Source organism: Streptomyces sp. NPDC005374 (assembly GCF_042872225.1).
Classification (GTDB): Bacteria; Actinomycetota; Actinomycetes; order Streptomycetales; family Streptomycetaceae; genus Streptomyces.
In genome coordinates this window covers 269767-284839 of record NZ_JBIAKA010000004.1, presented here as the reverse complement: position 1 = coordinate 284839, position 15073 = coordinate 269767, and the positions used below count along the sequence as shown (strand labels likewise).

The 15073-nt window shown below is 73.0% G+C and carries 14 protein-coding genes; 5 read left to right on the top strand and 9 right to left on the bottom strand.

Going from position 1 to position 15073, the window contains the following annotated elements:
• Positions 1-3: 3 nt before the first annotated feature.
• Complete coding sequence (locus tag ACFYRX_RS12490; RefSeq protein WP_389098678.1) at positions 4-1005, top strand: serine hydrolase; 1002 nt, start codon at positions 4-6, stop codon at positions 1003-1005.
• A 16-nt stretch (positions 1006-1021) separates the two neighbouring features.
• Here the strand turns inward: ACFYRX_RS12490 and mycP are convergent, their stop codons facing one another.
• Positions 1022-2206, bottom strand: a complete 1185-nt coding sequence (gene mycP, locus ACFYRX_RS12485; RefSeq protein WP_389098676.1) for a type VII secretion-associated serine protease mycosin — start codon at positions 2204-2206, stop codon at positions 1022-1024.
• A complete protein-coding gene (locus tag ACFYRX_RS12480) occupies positions 2203-4008 on the bottom strand; it encodes a hypothetical protein (RefSeq protein WP_389098674.1) in 1806 nt (601 codons plus the stop codon). Before ACFYRX_RS12480 ends, mycP begins: the two co-directional genes overlap by 4 nt.
• A gap of 420 nt (positions 4009-4428) precedes the next feature.
• Between ACFYRX_RS12480 and ACFYRX_RS12475 the strand changes: the two genes are divergently transcribed.
• A complete protein-coding gene (locus ACFYRX_RS12475; RefSeq protein WP_389098672.1) occupies positions 4429-5631 on the top strand; it encodes an amino acid deaminase/aldolase in 1203 nt (400 codons plus the stop codon).
• Between the two features lies 1 nt (position 5632).
• Here the strand turns inward: ACFYRX_RS12475 and ACFYRX_RS12470 are convergent, their stop codons facing one another.
• The 4 genes from ACFYRX_RS12470 to ACFYRX_RS12455 are packed head-to-tail and all read right to left on the bottom strand — an operon-like array spanning position 5633 to position 9997.
• The gene (locus tag ACFYRX_RS12470) at positions 5633-6436 is read right to left on the bottom strand and encodes a DUF2510 domain-containing protein (protein ID WP_389098671.1); all 804 of its coding nucleotides are present in this window, start codon (positions 6434-6436) and stop codon (positions 5633-5635) included.
• A 21-nt stretch (positions 6437-6457) separates the two neighbouring features.
• Complete coding sequence (locus ACFYRX_RS12465) at positions 6458-7249, bottom strand: 3-oxoacyl-ACP reductase (RefSeq protein WP_389098669.1); 792 nt, start codon at positions 7247-7249, stop codon at positions 6458-6460.
• A complete protein-coding gene (locus ACFYRX_RS12460) occupies positions 7246-8628 on the bottom strand; it encodes an aldehyde dehydrogenase family protein (RefSeq protein WP_389098667.1) in 1383 nt (460 codons plus the stop codon). The genes ACFYRX_RS12465 and ACFYRX_RS12460 overlap by 4 nt, the downstream gene beginning before the upstream one ends.
• Before the next feature lie 10 nt (positions 8629-8638).
• Positions 8639-9997, bottom strand: coding sequence for a glutamine synthetase family protein (locus ACFYRX_RS12455; RefSeq protein WP_389098665.1), 1359 nt, complete (start codon positions 9995-9997; stop codon positions 8639-8641).
• A 95-nt stretch (positions 9998-10092) separates the two neighbouring features.
• Here ACFYRX_RS12455 and ACFYRX_RS12450 point away from each other — a divergent pair, with 95 nt between their 5' ends.
• Both ACFYRX_RS12450 and ACFYRX_RS12445 read left to right on the top strand, forming a co-directional pair.
• Positions 10093-10830, top strand: a complete 738-nt coding sequence (locus ACFYRX_RS12450) for a FadR/GntR family transcriptional regulator (protein WP_389098663.1) — start codon at positions 10093-10095, stop codon at positions 10828-10830.
• A 67-nt stretch (positions 10831-10897) separates the two neighbouring features.
• Positions 10898-11602: a gamma-glutamyl-gamma-aminobutyrate hydrolase family protein gene (locus ACFYRX_RS12445; RefSeq protein ID WP_389098661.1), complete on the top strand. Its 705-nt coding sequence runs from the start codon at positions 10898-10900 to the stop codon at positions 11600-11602.
• A gap of 49 nt (positions 11603-11651) precedes the next feature.
• On the opposite strand, the gene ACFYRX_RS12440 is transcribed toward ACFYRX_RS12445, so the two are convergent.
• On the bottom strand, positions 11652-12578 hold the full coding sequence (locus ACFYRX_RS12440; protein WP_389098659.1) for a LysR family transcriptional regulator: 927 nt from the start codon (positions 12576-12578) through the stop codon (positions 11652-11654).
• 70 nt (positions 12579-12648) lie between these two features.
• Here ACFYRX_RS12440 and ACFYRX_RS12435 point away from each other — a divergent pair, with 70 nt between their 5' ends.
• Positions 12649-13773: a TDT family transporter gene (locus ACFYRX_RS12435; protein ID WP_389098657.1), complete on the top strand. Its 1125-nt coding sequence runs from the start codon at positions 12649-12651 to the stop codon at positions 13771-13773.
• Here ACFYRX_RS12435 and ACFYRX_RS12430 read toward each other — a convergent pair.
• On the bottom strand, positions 13685-14401 hold the full coding sequence (locus tag ACFYRX_RS12430) for a helical backbone metal receptor (RefSeq protein WP_389098655.1): 717 nt from the start codon (positions 14399-14401) through the stop codon (positions 13685-13687). The two genes, ACFYRX_RS12435 and ACFYRX_RS12430, sit on opposite strands and share 89 nt — an antisense overlap.
• A complete protein-coding gene (locus tag ACFYRX_RS12425; protein ID WP_389098653.1) occupies positions 14398-14967 on the bottom strand; it encodes a helix-turn-helix domain-containing protein in 570 nt (189 codons plus the stop codon). The genes ACFYRX_RS12430 and ACFYRX_RS12425 overlap by 4 nt, the downstream gene beginning before the upstream one ends.
• Positions 14968-15073 lie beyond the last annotated feature (106 nt).

The following is a 15073-nucleotide window of genomic DNA, read 5'->3' as shown; positions in this document are numbered from 1 at the left end:
GGCATGGAGTCCTCCAGAGCCGCCAGACGCCGTGCCCGCAGATTCCCGCGCCGGTCCCTGATGTACACCGCGCTCACCTCCGTCGCCATCGTCGGTGCCACGGCCGGAGGAACGGTCTATGTGAAGGCGCAGGCGCACTCCGCGGGGAGCGTCGTATCGTCGGCGGCGACGCCGTCGGTCTCGCCCTCACCGGCGGCCACGACGGAGGAGGCGGCCGTGGCGGCACCGGTGGATCTGGACGCGCTGCTCGCCGACGCGATGAAGTCGGTGAGTGTGACGGGCCACGCGAAGGTGTCGGCGGCGGTGCTCGACCTGGAGTCGGGCGACAGCGCGGTGTACGGCGACGGCGCCTTCGACACGGCGAGCATCGTCAAGATGGACATCCTGGCGACGCTGCTGCTCCAGCACCAGGAGGCGGGCACGAGGCTGAGCGCACAGGAGAAGGCCTACGCCACCACGATGATCGAGAACAGCGACAACGCCTCCGCGTCCGCGCTGTGGAACATCATCGGGAAGGCCCCAGGACTCGACGCCGCCAACGGGAGGTTCGGGCTGACCGGCACCGAGGGCGGCGACGGAGCGCTGTGGGGGCTCACCCAGACCACGGCCGCCGACCAACTCACCCTGCTCCGGCAGGTGTTCGGCGACGACTCGGAGCTGAGCGAGGCCTCGCGGTCGTATCTCCGGGGTCTGATGGGGCGGATAGAGGCCGACCAGCACTGGGGTGTCTCGGCCGCGGCCGACGGCTCCGGCTGGGCGCTGAAGAACGGCTGGCTGCCGCGCAGCACGACCGGTCTGTGGGACATCAACAGCGTCGGACGGGTGACGGTGGACGGCCACGACTATCTGGTGGCCGTGCTGTCGAACGGCAACTCGACGCAGGCGAAGGGGATTTCCCTGGTGGAGGCAGCGGCGAAGGCGGCCGTGTCGGTGTTCACGGGCGGGACCGCCTCACCGACCGCGTCCGCGACGGCGAACGCCACGTCCGCGGCTGTCGCCCGGTGACCGTCGCGCTCCCGGCTCAGAGACCCTCGTAGGAGCGACGGGGGCCGCGGCGCCCGCGCCACAGGAGTACCGCGGCGATCAGCAGGACGCCGCCGAGGCCACCCGCCAGCGGGGCCGCCCAACTGGCCGTGTCGTCCTGCGACTTGGCGGTGTCAGGCCCGGCGCCGAAGTACTTTTCGCCGTAGGAGGCGGGCTGCAGGCCCTCCGGCTTGAGGCGGTCCGCGGCCTTGAGCGCCGCCGCCGGGTCGATGAAACCGAAGCCGCGGGAGTCGTCGCGGCCACCGGAGGGGGCGTTGCGGGCCGTGTCCTCCAGGAGCCGTTTGATCTGTGCGGGCGTCAGGTCCGGGTGGGCGGCCTTGACGAGGGCGGCCGCGCCGGAGACGAACGCGGAGGCGGCACTGGTCCCCCAGCCCTCGTAGTACTTGTGGTCGGGGTCGGCGATGACGACGTCGTCGCCGGGGGCGGCGACCGTGGCGTACCAGCGGCGGGTGGAGAAGGAGGCGCGGGTGCCGTACTTGTCGACGGCGGTCGCGACGATGACGCCCGGGTAGGCGGCCGGGTAGGAGATGTGGTCGCCCTTGTCGCCGCCGTTGCCGGCCGAGGCCACGACGACCACGCCCTTCTTCAGCGCGTACTGGACGGCGTCGTCCTCGCCGGCCTCCGGATGCGCGGAGGCGGAGTCGTCGCCGAGGGAGAGGTTGATGACGTCGGCGCCGTGGTCGGCGGCCCAGCGGATGCCTTCGGCGAGGGCGTTGCCGCGGGTGTTGCGGGCCTTGGCGCGGGCGGGATCGCCGTCCTCCAGGATCACGCGGACGGGGAGGATCCTGGACTCGGGGGCGATGCCCAGGACGCCGTCTCCGTTGCCGTAGCCGTGTCCGTGACCGGCGATGATGCCGGCCATGGCGGTGCCGTGCCGGGCCCAGGAGCGGTCGCCCTCCGTGGCCCCGAAGCCGATCATGTCCTTGCCGGCGAGGACGTTGCCGACGAGGTCGGGGTTGTCGGCCTCGACACCGGTGTCCAGCACGGCCACGGTGACGCCCGCGCCCTTGGTGGTCTGCCACGCCTGCTGGGTGTGCATGGCGTCCAGGGCCCACTGCTTGGCGCGGATGCCGTCGGCGTGCGCGAGGGTGGGCGGGACGAGGGCGACGGAGGCGGCGAGGAGGACGCTCAGGAGACCTGCCCTGCGGGTGCTGACGCTCATGAGGGCTGCTCCGGGGGCGAGGTGACGGTCTTGCGCAGGGCGCGTTCGACGCGGTCGGCCAGGCCCTGTGCCTCGTTGCCGAGACCGGACTGCGCGGCGGGGCTGGTGTCGCCGGACTCCATGGCCTTCTCGGCGGGCTCGGGGGCGTCCACGGTACGTCCGTCCGCCCAGCCGGAGACGGCGTAGGCGACGACCGGGGCGTCGGTGAGGACGGAGACCGTCCAGGAGGCCCGCTGCCTGGCCCCGAAGTCCGCGGCGAGGGTGTTCTTCGCGGCGTACGGGAGGGGCATCAGGTCGGTTCGGGCGTCCAGGCCCTCCTTGGTGAAGCGGGTGTCGAGTTCGCGCATGGCGGTGGCGTCGGCGTCGGTGAAGAGGAGGCCGACGGTGGTGACGTAGCTCTGGGTGGCGTCCGTGTACGTGGCGCGCAGGAGGCGTTCGCAGCCGACGGGGGCGAGGACCTTGCGCAGCAGGGGGTCGAAGGCGTCCGTGCAGCCGCTGTCGGGGGCGACGGCGATCCGCGTCCAGGTGCGGTCGGCTCCGCCGGGGCCCGCGCCCTGGCCGTCGACGGTGGGTGGGAACAACTGGTCGACGGGAACGCTGTGCCACAGCTCACCGGCCACGGTGAAGCTGTCGCGTCCGCCGTCCTCGCCCGAGTCGCCGATCAGCCAACTCCCGGTCACGGCACCGCCGATGAGCCCGAGCCCGAGCACCACACAGGCGGTCACCGAGACGATCCGCGCCGGAAGCCGCATCCCCCGCGTCCGCAACCGCTGCCCGTACCCCACTTCGGGTTCCCCGAACGACACAACAGGCCGTCCGTTGCCGGGAGTTCCGGCATGCGGGGGCATGGGGGCGCTCCAGGAGAGGGCGGGGTCGGGAGAGAGTGACGCACCTGACGGGGGCGTACGGGGCGGTTCTGCGGGTGCCGGGGGCGTGCGCGTGGTGCTGGAGGCCGACGCCTCACGCGTGGGGCGCGGCGGGAATCCGGGACGGGCGGGCGCACCCGGCCGCGCACCGGCCTGCGGGCCCGTCGCGGCACCCTCCGGACGGCCGGACCCCGCCCCGGGGCGGGTCTTGGGCACGGGCGGTACGGCGGCGCCACCGGACGTCGGTCCGGCCGGCACGGGCCGTATCCGGAAGGTCGTCTCCGACGCGGTCTCGGCGGGGGCGCCGGTACGACGTGGGGGCACAGAGGGGTCGGAGGGCGGCCGGGGCGGCACGACACCGGGCGCGGACGGCGCCGGGCCCGAAGCGGGAGGCGTCCTGTCGGTCGAGCGGGACTCGGTGCCCGAGGCGGAGCCGGACTCCGGTGGAGGGGTGTCCGGGAAACGGGCCGAAGCCGGGGGCGGGGGCGGAACGCTGCCGGGAAAGGCGGTCTCCGGGTTCGGGTTCGGGGAGCCCGAGCGCCGGGTGCCGCGGGTGCCCTGAGGGTCGGACGCCTCACCACCGGTCGGCGTGGCGCCGGAGTCAGTGTCGTTCGTCGTTCGTATCGGCGGTCGGCCCGCGGCGGGCGGTGTCCGGAACGGCTGCGCATCCGGTACGCCGAACTCCCGGCCCCGGTTCGCGTCGTCGAACACGCGGGACGCCGTGGCGCCGGTGTCCCGCGGGGCCTGTCGACCGGAGTCGCCGAACACCCGCTCCCCCGCATCGCGGGACGCCTGCCGTCCGGGCTCCCGGCCGTCCGGGCTGCCGCTCTCGTCGGACCCCTGCCAGTCGAACCCACCGAACGTCGGCCTCGTCTGCGCCCCGGTGGCCCGTCGGCTCCGCACCCCGAACGCCTGCCAGTTCGATTCGTCGGTCACACGCCCACCCGACTCACCAGGTTCCCGGCGTCCCGGCTCCTCGGGCTCCCCGAAGCCGGGCTCGCCCTCGCCGGCCGTCGGCGGCTGAGCCGGCCGTGGCGGTGTCGCCGGACGAGGAGGAATCGAGGCGCGGCGGGCTTCCGTACTCATGCACCCCCCGTTTCCTCATGCTCGGGCCGTTCGGTCGTGCGCGGGCCCTCGCCGGTGTCGCCGGCGTGGAAGACGGCCGTCCGGGCACGCATACCCGCACGGGAGGGCCGGCATCCCGGCGCGGCGGCGACGGGGGGCGGACAGCCCGACGTGCGTGGGCGTCACTCTACGGGTTGTTGCCGGTCGCCCGGGCACCAGTCCACCAGGCCGGGGGCATCTGCCCGGATCGTCCCCCTACCCCGCGGTAATCCTGTCTGGCAGGCTTCGTTCATGACTGCGCGCGCCGCCGACCGGGCCCGTTACGACCGGGCCACCGCCCTTCTCGACGCTCCTCTCGCGATCGTGGACCTGGACGCCTTCGACGCCAACGCGGACGATCTCGTCCGCCGGGCGGGAGGCAAGCCGATCCGTGTCGCCAGCAAGTCCGTGCGCTGTCGAGCACTGCTCGAACGCGTCCTGGCGAAGGACGGATTCGCCGGGATCATGTCCTTCACCCTCGCCGAGTCCCTGTGGCTGGCCCGGGGCGGTTTCGAGGACGTCCTGCTCGCCTACCCGTCCGCCGACCGGGCCGGATACGCCGAACTCGCCTCCGATCCCAAGCTCGCCGCCGCCGTGACGGTGATGGTCGACGACCCCGCGCAGCTCGCCCTCATCGACGAGGCCCGCGCCGGCGGCACCGAAGTCATCCGGGTCTGCCTGGAGTTGGACACCTCGCTGAAGCTCCTCGGCGGCAGGGTGCGGGTCGGTGCCCTGCGTTCTCCGCTGCACTCCCCCGCCCAGGTCGCCGACATGGCACGCGCGGTGGCCCGCCGCCCCGGCTTCAAGGTCGTGGGGATCATGGCCTACGAGGGGCACATCGCCGGTGTCGGGGACGCGATCGCGGGGCGGCCGTTGCGTTCGCGGGCCGTACGGCTGATGCAGGCCACGGCCCGCCGGGAACTCGTCGAGCGGCGGGCCGCGGTGGTGCGCGCGGTGCGGGCCGTCGTACCGGACCTGGAGTTCGTCAACGGCGGTGGCACCGGCAGTGTGCAGCACACCGCCGCGGAGGACGCCGTCACGGAGATCGGTGCCGGGTCGGGGCTGTACGTGCCGCGGCTGTTCGACAACTACACGTCCTTCAGCGGACGTCCGGCCGCCCTCTTCGCCATGCCCGTCGTACGCAGGCCGGGCGTGGGCGTCGTGACCGTCCTGGGCGGCGGCTACACGGCCTCCGGCGCGGCAGGACCCGACCGGCTGCCGGTGCCGTATCTGCCGGAGGGGCTGAAGTACGACCCGCAGGAGGGGCCCGGCGAGGTGCAGACCCCGCTGCTCGGTGCGCCCGCGGACGATCTGCTGCTCGGCGACAAGGTGTGGTTCCGGCACGCCAAGGCCGGTGAGCTGTGCGAGCGGTTCGAGGTGCTGCGGCTCGTCGAGGGGGACGTGGTGACGGCGACCGTCCCGACGTACCGCGGGGAAGGCCACACGTTCCTGTAGGTCACTTCTCCTGGTCGACGGGCCGGATCCCCTCGGTGATCCGGTCCATGTCGGCGAGCGGCGGGCCGCCGGGACCCGCGTCGAAGGCGAAACGGACGACGACGACCGCGGCGGAAGGGGAGCCACGGTCGGCGCCGGGTGTGAGGGCCAGTGACTGGACGTAACCGCCGGGGCCCTCGGCCGTCCTGACCCGCCACCGCACCAGGTATCCGGCGCCTCCCGCGACCGACACCCGTTCCGACCTCAGGACCCGGTGGCTCTCGATGCCGCCGTGCGGTCCGGGGCCGGACTCGCCGCCGCCGTAGGACGCGTCGGCGGCCTGCGGTATGTCCTTCGCGGCGAGGGCTGCCGGGGAGGTACCGGGTTTCGGGGGCAGCGTGCGGGCGAGGACCCGGCCGCCGTGGGTGGTCATCACCACGTTGTCGCGGGTGACGTACTTCGACGGGGTCCAGCCGTCGGGCAGCGGCAGGCTGATGCCGTCGAGTTCGTCGACCAGGCGGGACGGGGGCGAGGAGGTCGTGGAAGGCGACGGCGGCGCGACCGTCGGTGCCGTGTCCGCCACGACGTCGTCCCCGTCGCCGCGGGCCAGGGCGTACGTCCCGGTGACGATCGCGGTGACGAGGACGGCTCCGGAGACCACCAGGGCGACGGCCTTCGCGCGTCCCGAGGCCCCGTCGGCCGGTCGAGGCGGGCCGGGGGGCTCGGGTGCGCGCCGCTGGTCCGTCCAGGCCGTCCCGTCCCACCGGCGCTCCAGATGCGGGGCGTCAGGGTCCGGGTACCAGCCGGGCGGGAGCCTGCTGCTCATTGCGGCACTGTAGGCCGAGACCTACACCGGTGTGACGTACGCCCCGGAGATGCCGCCGTCCACGAGGAAGTCGCTGGCGTTGACGAAGGAGGAGTCGTCGCTGGCCAGGAAGGCGACGGCGGCGGCGATCTCGTCGGCCTCGGCGAACCGGCCGACCGGAATGTGGACCAGGCGGCGGGCGGCCCGCTCGGGGTCCTTGGCGAACAGCTCCTGGAGGAGCGGGGTGTTGACCGGGCCCGGGCACAGGGCGTTGACGCGGATGCCTTCCCGGGCGAACTGCACGCCCAGTTCACGGGACATGGCGAGCACGCCGCCCTTGGAGGCGGTGTAGGAGATCTGCGAGGTGGCGGCGCCCATCCGGGCCACGAAGGACGCCGTGTTGATGATGGAGCCCCTGCCCTGCTGCCGCATGTAGGGGATCGCGGCCTTGCAGCACAGGTAGACGGAGGTCAGGTTGACCTCCTGGACGCGCTTCCACGCCTCCAGGCCGGTCTCCAGGATGGAGTCGTCGTCGGGCGGGGAGATACCCGCGTTGTTGAAGGCGACGTCGACGCTGCCGTAGGTGTCGTACGCCGTCTTGAACAGGGCCTCGACCTGCTCCGGGTCGGTGACGTCGACCTTGACGAAGAGCCCGCCGACCTCGTCGGCGGCCGCCTTGCCGCGGGTCTCGTCGACGTCGGCGCAGACGACGTTCGCGCCCTCGGAGGCGAGCCGGCGGGCGGTGGCGAGACCGATGCCGCTGCCGGCTCCGGTGATGACGGCCGTACGGCCGACGAGGCGACGGCACACGATCTGATCGGTCGAAGAGGTCACTGGGCGGGGCCTTCCGTGCTGATGAAGACGTTCTTGGTTTCGGTGAAGGCGGTCAGGGCGTCCGGGCCGAGTTCACGGCCGAGTCCGGACTGTTTGTAGCCGCCGAAGGGGGTCGAGTAGCGGACGCTGGAGTGCGAGTTGACGGACAGGTTGCCCGCCTTCACGGCCCGGGACAGGCGCAGGGCGCGGCCGATGTCGCGGGTCCACAGGGAGCCGGAGAGGCCGTACGGGCTGTCGTTGGCGAGGCGGATCGCGTCGGCCTCGTCGGTGAAGGGCAGCAGGACGGCGACGGGGCCGAAGATCTCCTCGCGGGCGGCCGCGGAGTCGGGCGCCTCGCCGGTCAGAACGGTCGGCGCGAACCAGAAGCCGGGTCCGTCGGGCGCGCTGCCGCGCAGGCCGGGGGCGTCGGCGGGCACCAACGCCCTTACCCGGTCCAGCTGTTGGCGGGAGATCAGCGGGCCCATCTCGGTCTTCTCGTCGGCCGGGTCGCCCACGACCACCGCCTTCAGGGCGTCGGCGAGCAGTTCCCTGACCTCGTCGAGGACGGACTCCTGGACGAGGATGCGGGTGCGGGCGCAGCAGTCCTGGCCGGAGTTGTCGAGGAACGAGAAGGGGTCCACGGCGGTCTTGAGGTCGGCGTCCGCGAAGACGATGTTGGGGCTCTTGCCGCCGAGTTCGAGCGTCACCGGCTTGATCTGGCGGGCGCAGCGCTCCATGACGTCACGGCCGGTGCGGCTGGACCCGGTGAACACGATCTTCGCAACGCCGGGGTGTTCGACGAGGGCGGTGCCCGCGACCGGGCCGTGGCCGGGCAGCACCTGGAACAGGTCTTCCGGGAGTCCTGCCTCCAGGGCGAGTTCGGCGAGCCGCAGGGCGGTCAGCGGGGTCGTCTCGGCGGGCTTGAGGACGACGGCGTTGCCGGCGGCGAGCGCGGGGGCCGTGCCCCAGGCCGCGATGGGCAGCGGGAAGTTCCAGGGCGCGATGACGCCGACCACGCCGAGCGGTTCGAGGATCGTGATGTCGAGACCGCCGGCGACCGGGATCTGCCGGCCGTTCAGCCGCTCCACTCCTCCGGCCGCGTAGGCGAGGAGGTCACGGACGTTGCCGGCCTCCCAGCGGGCGTTGCCGAGGAGGTGGCCGGCCTCGCGGACCTCCAGCCGGGCCAGTTCCTCGACGTGCCCGTCGACGACGTCGGCGAACCGGCGCAGCAGCCGGGCCCGGTCGGCGGGGGCCGCCGCGGCCCACTTCACCTGGGCCCGGGCGGCTCTGGTGACGGCGGCGTCCACGTCGGCCGCGGTGGCGGCGGGGACGGTGGCGACGACCTCCTCGGTGGCCGGGTTGAGGACGGTCAGCTCATGCTCGTAAGACGACGGGGACAACGAAGAACCTCTACAGACGTTCGAAGGAGCGGCGCAGCTCCCAGTCGGTGACCGCCGCGTCGAAGGCTTCGAGCTCGACGCGGGCCATGTTGCGGTAGTGCGCGACGACCTCGTCGCCGAAGGCTGCCTGGGCGATCGGGCTGTTCTCCCAGAGCTCGGCGGCCTCGCGCAGGGTGGTCGGGACGTGGGCGTAGTCGGCGGTGTAGGCGTTACCGGGGCACGCCTCGGGCAGCTCCAGTTTCTGCTCGATGCCGTGCAGTCCTGCGGCGACCAGCCCGGCGACCGCGAGGTAGGGGTTGACGTCTCCGCCGGGCAGCCGGTTCTCGAAGCGCATGGAGCGGCCGTGGCCGACGACCCGCAGGGCGCAGGTGCGGTTGTCGTGGCCCCAGGCGACGGCCGTGGGGGCGAAGGAGCCCGGCTGGAACCGCTTGTAGGAGTTGATGTTGGGGGCGTACAGCAGCGAGAAGTCCCTCAGGGCCGCGAGCTGTCCGGCGAGGAAGTAGCGCATCACGTCGGACATGCCGTCCGGGCCCGCCATCGCGTTGTTGCCGGCGGCGTCGGCGAGCGAGAGGTGGATGTGGCAGGAGTTGCCCTCGCGCTCGTTGTACTTGGCCATGAAGGTGAGGGACACGCCCTCCTGGGAGGCGATCTCCTTGGCGCCGGTCTTGTAGACGGCGTGCTGGTCGCAGGTGACCAGGGCCTCGTCGTAGCGGAAGGCGATCTCGTGCTGGCCGGGGTTGCATTCGCCCTTGGCGGACTCGACGGTGAGCCCGGCGGCGGCCATCTCGTTGCGGATACGGCGGAGCAGGGGCTCGATGCGGCCGGTGCCCAGCACCGAGTAGTCGATGTTGTACTGGTTGGCCGGCGTCAGCCCCCGGTAATTGGCGTCCCAGGCCTGCTCGTAGGTGTCCTTGAAGACGATGAACTCCAGCTCGGTTCCGACCTGGGCGGTGAAGCCGTGCTCGGCGAGGCGCTCCAGCTGGCGGCGCAGGATCTGCCGCGGGGCGGCGACCACGGGCGAGCCGTCGTTCCAGCCGAGGTCGGCCATCAGCATGGCCGTACCGGCGTTCCAGGGCACGCGGCGCAGGGTACCGAGGTCGGGGTGCATGGCGAAGTCACCGTAGCCGCGGTCCCAGGAGGACATCGCGTAACCGTCGACGGTGTTCATCTCGGTGTCGACGGCGAGGAGGTAGTTGCAGCCCTCGGTGCCGTGGTGGAGTACCTCGTCGAGGAAGAAACGGGCGGCGATCCGCTTGCCCTGGAGCCGGCCCTGCATGTCGGGGAAGGCCAGGACGACGGTGTCGATCTCGCCGCTCGCGACGAGGGTGTACAGCTCCTCGACGCTGAGCGGGGGTGTGCGGTCTGCCACGGGAGAGCTCCTTCGGCTGCTGCGCGTTTTTCCGACCGGGCCGGGAGCCATAAGGTATTGCTCTGAACCATTGCTTGGGAAGGGGGCTCGGCCATATGTCGGTGGACGCTGACGGCGGCCCGGACGACCGGTTGACGCCGGTACTGCGGCCGGTCAGAGCGGGCAACGGATTCGAGGAGGCGCTGGAGCAGATCCTGCAGGTCGTGCGGCTCGGACTGGTTCCGGGGGGTGAGCGGCTGCCGGCCGAGCGGGAGCTCGCGGAACGGCTCGGGATCAGCCGGGTGACGCTGCGCGAGGTGCTGAAGGTCCTTCAGGACCAGGGGCTCGTGGAGTCGCGGCGCGGGCGGTACGGGGGCACGTTCGTGCTGCCCCGCGCGCGGGACGCGGTCGGCGAGGACGAGCTGCGCCGCCGGATCGCCGAGGCGGACATCGAGGACGTACTGCGCTTCCGGGAGGTGCTGGAGGTGGGTGCGGCGGGGCTGTGCGCGACGCACGGCCTCACGGACGAGCAGGCGCAGCGGCTGCGGGACGCACTGGCGGCCACCCAGGAGGCACCGCTGGCCGATTACCGGCGCCTGGACACGCTGCTGCACCTGACGATCGCCGAACTGTGCGGATCACCCACCCTGACCGCGCAGTACGCGGCCGTACGAGCCTCCGTGAACGACCTCCTCGACTGCATCCCGCTGCTGGTCCGCAACCTGGAGCACTCCCAGCGCCAGCACGCGGCCCTGGTCGAGGCGGTCCTCGACGGGGACGCCGACGGGGCGCGGGACATGATGCGGGAGCACTGCGCGGGGACGGCGGCACTGTTGCGCGGATTCCTGGCGTGACCTTGCTTCTCACCACCCCGAGGCGCAAAGGTATGTGCGTGCGCCATTGCAAGCCTGGGAGGGCCGTGTGACCGGACGACCGCTGATCGGCGTCAGCACGTATCTGGAGGCCGGGGCGCGCTGGGGCGTCTGGGAGCTGGAGGCGGCGCTGCTGCCGGCGGGGTATCCGCGGCTGGTCCAACGGGCGGGCGGCCTGGCCGCGATGCTCCCGCCGGACGCCCCCGAGCACGCGGCGGCGACGGTGGCCCGTCTGGACGGCCTGGTGATCGCGGGCGGCCCGGACGTGGAGCCGGTCCGCTACGGCGCCGCACCCGAGCCCCGCACCGGCCCGCCCGCGCGGGCCCGGGACGCCTGGGAACTGGCCCTGATCGAGGCCGCGTTGGCGGCCCGCGTCCCGCTGCTGGGCATCTGCCGGGGCATGCAGCTCCTGAACGTCGCCCTCGGCGGCACGCTCGTCCAGCACATCGACGGCCACGCGGAGGTGCCGGGAGTCTTCGGCCGGCACCCGGTCAAGCCCGTACCGGGCACGGTGTACGGCGACATCGCCCCGGAGGAGACCCTCGTACCGACCTTCCACCACCAGTCGGTGGACCGCCTCGGAACCGGCCTGCTCCCGTCGGCATACGCCACGGACGGCACGGTGGAGGCCGTCGAACTCCCGGGCGAACACTGGGTGTTGGGGGTTCAGTGGCATCCGGAGATGGGCGAGGATCTGCGGGTGATGCAGGCTCTCGTCGCAGCCTCAGCTGAAATCAGCCCCTCCGGCGTTTGAGGAGCGGGGGTCGAAGGGGGCGGAGCCCCCTTCATGAGGGGACGGAAGATCACGCCCGCGTGAGCGACAGCAGATCCCTCGCCGGCCCCACCGGCCGGTGCCCCGTGGGCCACACCGCCCGCAGGTCCCGGGCCAGCGACACCCCCTCCACCGGCACCCGCACCAGCCGCCGCATCGCCAGCTCCTCACCGAGCGCCAGCTCACTCAGCACCGCGGGCCCCGCTCCACTCACCGCCGCCGCCTTCACCGCCGTGGTGGACGAGAGCTCGATGAGAGGGCGCGCCAGGCCCCCCAGAGCCGCGTCCAGCACCTGCCGTGTGCCGGAACCCTTCTCCCGCAGGATCAGCGGCGTGGTGGCCAGTTCGGCCGCTTCCACAGGCCGTCGGCGGCGGGCCCACGGATGCCCCGGTGCCGTCACCACGATGAGGTGGTCGTGGGCTATCACCACCGAGTCCAGCCCGGTCGGCACCGTGAGGCCCTCCACGAAGCCGAGATCCGCCTCGTCGGCGAGCAGCCGTTCGGCCACCGTCGAGGAGTTGCCGGCCTGCAGGGACACCGCCGTGTCCGGACGCCCCGCGCGCAGCGCCAGCAGCCACCCCGGCAGCAGGTACTCCGCGATGGTCATGCTCGCCGCCACCCGGAGCCGGGAGTCGCGCCGGACCCGCAGCGCCTGCGCCCCGGCGTCGAAGGCCGCCGCCGCCTCCACGATCCGCCGCGCCCAGTCCGTCACCAGCGCCCCGGCATCGGTGAGCCGTGAGCCGCGGGGCGAGCGGTCGACCAGGGCCACCCCCAACTGCCGTTCCATGGAGCGGATCCGGCTGCTCGCCGCGGGCTGCGTGATCCCCAGCTCCCGCGCCGCGCCGCCCAGACTCCCCAGCCTCGCCACGGCCAGCAGCAGTTCCAGTGCCCCGAGATCGGGCACCCGATGGGACAGTCCGCCGCCCCCGGCCGTCCCGCGCTCCTCCACACCGCTCATAAAGACAGCTTATGCCCTCATAGACCCATACTCCCTGGTCCCGGCCCTCCCCCGGCGGGACCGTGGAGTCATGGTCACCGCCGTCCGTCACCTCGGGCCGAACTGGTACGCCGCCGTCATGGGCACCGCGATCGTCGCCACCGCCGGCGCCGCGCTCCCCGTGCACCTCCCCGGCGGGCGCACGATCTGCGCCGCCGTCTGGCTCCTGTCGCTCCTGCTCCTCGTCACCCTGCTGGGCGCCCGCGCCCTGCACTGGCGCCACCACGCCGACCAGGCCCGCGCCCACCTCCTGGACCCCGCGGTCGCGCCCTTCTACGGCTGCCTCGCGATGGCTCTGCTCGCCGTCGGCGGGGGCGCCCTCACCGTCGGCCGGTACTGGATCGGCACTCGGGCCGCGGTCGCCCTCGACGCCGTGCTGTTCACCGTCGGCACGGTCGTGGGACTCGCGGCCGCCGTGGTCGTGCCGTACCTCATGGCCGTAGGGCACAGGGCGGAGCCGCGGGACGCCACGCCCGTGTGGCTGCTGCCCGTCGTGGCGCCCATGGTGTCGGCCGCGCTCGGCCCGCTCCTGGTGCCGTATCTGCCGGCCGGTCAGGCCCGGGAGACCCTGCTCCTGGCCTGTTTCGCGATGTTCGGGCTCAGCCTGCTGGCGACCCTGGCCATGCTGCCGCTGGTGTTCGCGCGGATCGTCACCGGCGGGCCGCTCCCCCTCGCCCTCACACCGACCCTGTTCCTGGTTCTCGGCCCGCTCGGCCAGTCCACCACCGCCGTCGGCAAGTTCGCCGACGTGGCCCCCGGTGTCGTACCGGCCCCCTACAGCCAGGGCTTCGGCGTGCTCGCGGTCCTCTACGGCGTCCCCGTCATGGGGTTCGCACTGCTGTGGCTGGCGCTCGCCACCGCGCATGTGATCGCCGCCCGGCGGCGCGGGATGGGGTTCTCGATGACCTGGTGGGCGTTCACCTTCCCGGTCGGCACCTGTGTCACGGGGGCGGCGGCGCTGGCCCGGCACACGGGGCTCGTCGTCTACGACGGGCTCGCCGTCGGGCTGTACGGCCTCCTCGTCGCCGCCTGGGTCACGGCCGGCGTGCGCACCGCGCGCGGTGTCCTCAGCGGAGCGCTGCTCGCAGGGCCTCGCCCAGTGCTTTCGGCGCCTCTGCCAGTGAGGGTCCGTACCACGTCAGGTGCCGTCCGCTGACGAGTGCGCAGGGCAGACCGGGGAAGGCCGCGGGGCCGTCGTCGGGTGTGAAGCGGTACGGCTCGTCGGGCAGGACGACCACGTCCGGTGCCGCCGCCCGCAGTTCCTCCAGCGGGACGCGCGGATAGCGGTCCGCGTGCGTCGCGTACACGTGGTCCACGCCCAGGCGGGACAGCACGTCGCCCGCGAAGGTGTCCCGGCCCAGGACCATCCAGGGCCGCCGCCAGATCGGCACGACCGCCGTGATCCGGCGCGAGGGGGCAGCGAGCGCCGACCAGGCCTCCTCGGCCTCGTCCAGCCAGCGCGGCCGTACGACGCCACAGGCCGCCACGACCCTCGCCAGTTCCCGGAAGGCCTGCGGGACGTCCCGCACCTCGGTGACCAGGACCTCAAGACCCGCCTCCCGCAGTGCCGCGAGGTCGGGCTCCCGGTTCTCCTCCTCGTTGGCGATCACCAGGTCGGGGGCGAGGTCGGCGATCCGGTCGAGCTTCGGGTTCTTGGTGCCGCCGATCCGGGTGACATCGAGGTCCGCCGGCTCGGTGCACCAGTCGGTGGCGCCGACCAGGGCGCCCGGTGCCGAGCGGGCGATCGCCTCGGTCAGCGAGGGGACCAGCGAGACGACCCTCACTGCCGGGGCCGGTCCTGGACCGCCTCGATGTTCTCGGCCACGGCGACGACGATCACGCGGGTGTCCGGCACGGTCGCGCGCCAGCGGTGGCGCACCCCGCCGGTGAGGTACAGGGTGTCGCCGCGGCCCAGGCGGTAGGCGCGGCCCTCGGCCTCGACGTCCACAGCGCCGTCGGCGACGTACATCAACTGGTCGTTGCGGTACTGGAATTCGCGTCCCGCGTCGTGGTCGCCGGTGAACTCCTGGGCGTGCATCTGGTGGTGACCGCGCACCAGGGAGCGCATCCGGGGTGCGCAGTCCGGCTCCGGGCCCTCCGCGTGCACGACGTCGACGCTGCACGCCGGGTCGGCGGCGGCGAGGAGTTCGACGGCCGTGGTGCGCAGGGCGTCGGCGACCTTCTCCAGGGAGCCGCGGCTGGGCCGGGCGCGTTCGTTCTCGATCTGGCTCAGGAAGGGAACCGAGAGGCCGCTGCGCTCGGCCACGACGGCGAGGGTGAGGTCCAGCGCGCGGCGCCTGCGGCGTACGGCGGCGCCCACCCGAAGGGGCTGTTCCTTGTGGTCGCCCATGGCTCCGGCTCCCTCCTCCGCTCGTCGGTCCGGTGACACGTCTCCTGATGAGTTGTCTGCACCCTACGCATGTTCGGCAAACCGTTTCATGCGGCCGTCACATCGA